The following is a 3,003-nucleotide window of genomic DNA, read 5'->3' on the forward strand; positions in this document are numbered from 1 at the left end:
TGGCGTCCCCTAGGGGACTCGAACCCCTGTTACCGCCGTGAAAGGGCGGTGTCCTAGGCCACTAGACGAAGGGGACACGCTACCCGGAACACATGGTGTGTGTTTCGGTGTCCAGAGCCGCATCCGAAGACTTGGTTCTGGTTTCACTCAGCCCTGCCCGAAAGCAACGCTGTTTAAAATTGGAGCGGGAAACGAGACTCGAACTCGCGACCCCGACCTTGGCAAGGTCGTGCTCTACCAACTGAGCTATTCCCGCATTGGCGTCCCCTAGGGGACTCGAACCCCTGTTACCGCCGTGAAAGGGCGGTGTCCTAGGCCACTAGACGAAGGGGACACACGTACAACATTCACTCCCTGCTTCGTTTCGCTGTGTGCTTTACGCTGCAAGTGGCGCGCATTCTATGGATGGATTGAGAGGTCGTCAACCCCCTGATATAAATTTATTTAAATCAATGACTTCGCCCTGCTTTTGGGAGCCATTGCGGTTTTTCCGCTGCCCGGCGTTTGACGCCTATATTCTGGCACCCGCCAAGACGTTATAGTTCACCCAATGATGGCACTTTGTATATCTGGTGCCATCATTTATAGAAACGGGGCTGCGGCCGATATAAGCACAAGCATGTCCGATCCAACCCGTCGTGCGGGCCTGGGCGCTCAAATGCCAAGCCACCCGACTCGCATGCGCAACCTATAAAGAGGTCTTACCGGTGACGCCACTCATGATCACCCTGCTCGTCGTAGCCGGGATCGCCCTGTTGATCGCCATTGGTTACATGAACCATGTGCTGGAAAACAACAAGCTGGAAAAGGCCCGTACCAAGATCGAGCTCAATGATCGTCTGCGTCGCTGCGGCGAAATCACCGAGACGTTCCCCGGCCAACTGATGACCCCGGCACTCAAGCTGTTGTTGGCCCGCCTGGAACTGAACGTCTGCCAGCGCTTGCTCAACCTGGAAAAATCCAGCGCCAACCTCAAGGCTCGGATCGTCGAATTGGAAGCCCTTGTCGGCCAGGGTGAATCCATCCCGGTCAACAATCCGCCGGCACCGATCCAGACCGAAGCCAAGGCCAAGGATGTACGCTTCCTGCTCGAAGCCCTGCACGGCCAGATCACCCGCGCGGCACAGGACGGCTTCCTGGCCCCCAACGAGGCCAAACGCTGGATCCGTGAAGTGCGCCACATCCTCGTGCTGCTGCACATCGAGTTCTTCAACAACCTCGGCCAGCACTCCCTGCAACAGAACCAGCCCGGACAGGCTCGCCTGGCATTCGAACGCGGCGTGCAATACCTGCGCAAACAACAGGAACCACAGGTTTACGCCGAGCAACTGGAATACCTGGAAAAGCTTCTGGCCCGTGCCAATGACCAGGTCATGGATCGCATTGCGCCGGTCGAAGGCGAAGTCAACCAGTTGACCGAAGGCCTCAAAGACGTCGAGGCCGACGCGGACTGGAAAAAGAAAGCGATCTACGACTGATCAGCGAAAACACAAAAGCCACCGAGAGGTTTATGCCGATCAGTTAAGGGTTTGAACACTGCAATCCTTGTGGGAGCGAGCTTGCTCGCGATAGCGACGGGTCAGTCAACATTGATGTTGAACATTMGGCCCCCATCGCGAGCAAGCTCGCTCCCACAGRTTTCGTGTGTTAACTGATCAGTATTAACCGAGAGGTGGCTTTTTTGGTTTGTACCGAAGATCATTTCAAAGCCTGAAATGCCCCACCATCCCCTTCAGCTCAACCCCCAGTTGCGCCAACTCAATACTGGACGCCGCATTGCCCTGCATCGCCAGCGATGACTGGTCGGCACTGGCGCGAATGCTGGTGACACTGCGGTTGATCTCTTCGGCCACCGAGCTCTGTTCCTCGGCCGCCGCGGCGATCTGCTGGTTCATCTGCTGGATCAAGGATACCGCCGCCGCAATGCTTCCCAGCGCACTCTCGGTCTGCAATGCGTCGCTGACCGCCAGCTTCACCAACTCGCCACTGCTCTGGATCTGCTGCACCGACGACTGCGCCGCCGAGCGCAAGGCGCTGACCAGGCGTTCGATTTCCTCGGTCGATTGCTGGGTTCGCTTGGCCAATGCACGCACTTCATCGGCCACCACGGCAAAGCCCCTGCCCTGTTCGCCGGCCCGGGCCGCCTCGATCGCCGCGTTCAACGCCAGCAGGTTGGTCTGCTCCGCCACGCTCTTGATCACACTCAACACCGTGCCGATGTTCTGGATTTCCGCACTCAGGCTTTCGATGCTCGAACTGGCCGAGGTGGCTGAGTCCGCCAACTGCTCGATCCGCGCCATGCTCTGGCGCACCACCTGCTGGCCACTTTCAACCTTGCCGTCCGCTGTTTGCGCGGCCAACGCGGCTTCTTCCGCATTGCGCGCGACATCATGCACCGTGGCCGTCATCTGATTCATTGCAGTGGCGACCTGTTCGGTTTCCTCCTTCTGCGAACTGACCTCAAGATTGGTCTGTTCCGTCACCGCCGACAGCGACTGGGCGGAAGTCGCCAACTGTTCGATACCCGAYTGCAAGCCGCTGACGATATGGCTGAGCCCCGCGCCCATTTGTTGCATTGCCTGCATCAACTGACCGATTTCGTCGCGGCGGGTCACGTCAATGGTCGCACTCAAATCCCCCGAGGCAATCTGCTGCGCCACCTGAATCACACTGCGCAGCGGTGCCACGATCAACCGGGTAATGAACCACGCGGCAACCAGCCCGACCAGCAAGGCCAGGGCGGAAGAGCCAATGATCAGCAGCGAGTTCTTTTTCAGTTCAGCCTGCATCGCCTGGTCTTGCGCGACATAAGCCTGATCCACCCGCTCGACCACCTGGGCTGCGCGTTGGTGTAATTGCTGATAGACGGTTTTTTCCTGTTCCAGCAGGCCGGTGTACTCAGCGAGCTTGTCACTGAAACTGGCGATATGACCCATCACCTCATTGAGGACGGTCTGGTAACCCTCATCCTTGACCGTGGTCTTGAGCTGCTCGGCCTGGGTC

The 3,003-nt window shown here is 58.2% G+C and carries 2 protein-coding genes and 3 tRNA genes; 1 reads left to right on the forward strand and 4 read right to left on the reverse strand.

Going from position 1 to position 3,003, the window contains the following annotated elements; translation table 11 throughout:
* The 3 genes from ACXRVY_RS22385 to ACXRVY_RS22395 form a co-directional block, all read right to left on the reverse strand.
* Nucleotides 1-76: transfer RNA gene (locus ACXRVY_RS22385), tRNA-Glu, on the reverse strand.
* A gap of 104 nt (nucleotides 77-180) precedes the next feature.
* Nucleotides 181-256 (reverse strand) — tRNA-Gly (locus tag ACXRVY_RS22390).
* Nucleotides 257-258: 2 nt separating this feature from the next.
* Nucleotides 259-334: transfer RNA gene (locus ACXRVY_RS22395), tRNA-Glu, on the reverse strand.
* A gap of 385 nt (nucleotides 335-719) precedes the next feature.
* Between ACXRVY_RS22395 and ACXRVY_RS22400 the strand changes: the two genes are divergently transcribed.
* Entirely contained in the window at nucleotides 720-1,478 is a 759-nt protein-coding gene (locus ACXRVY_RS22400) for a hypothetical protein (RefSeq protein ID WP_223459675.1), read from the forward strand.
* A 225-nt stretch (nucleotides 1,479-1,703) separates the two neighbouring features.
* Here the strand turns inward: ACXRVY_RS22400 and ACXRVY_RS22405 are convergent.
* A partial coding sequence (locus ACXRVY_RS22405; RefSeq protein ID WP_458238264.1) for a methyl-accepting chemotaxis protein occupies nucleotides 1,704-3,003 on the reverse strand: 1,300 nt, incomplete at its 5' end.

It is taken from the genome of Pseudomonas sp. P5_A2_2, assembly GCF_054177685.1.

Coding starts and splice junctions, on each gene's coding strand:
- ACXRVY_RS22400 (WP_223459675.1), top strand. CDS start 720: ATGATCACCCTGCTCGTCGTAGCCGGGATCGCCCTGTTGATCGCCATT.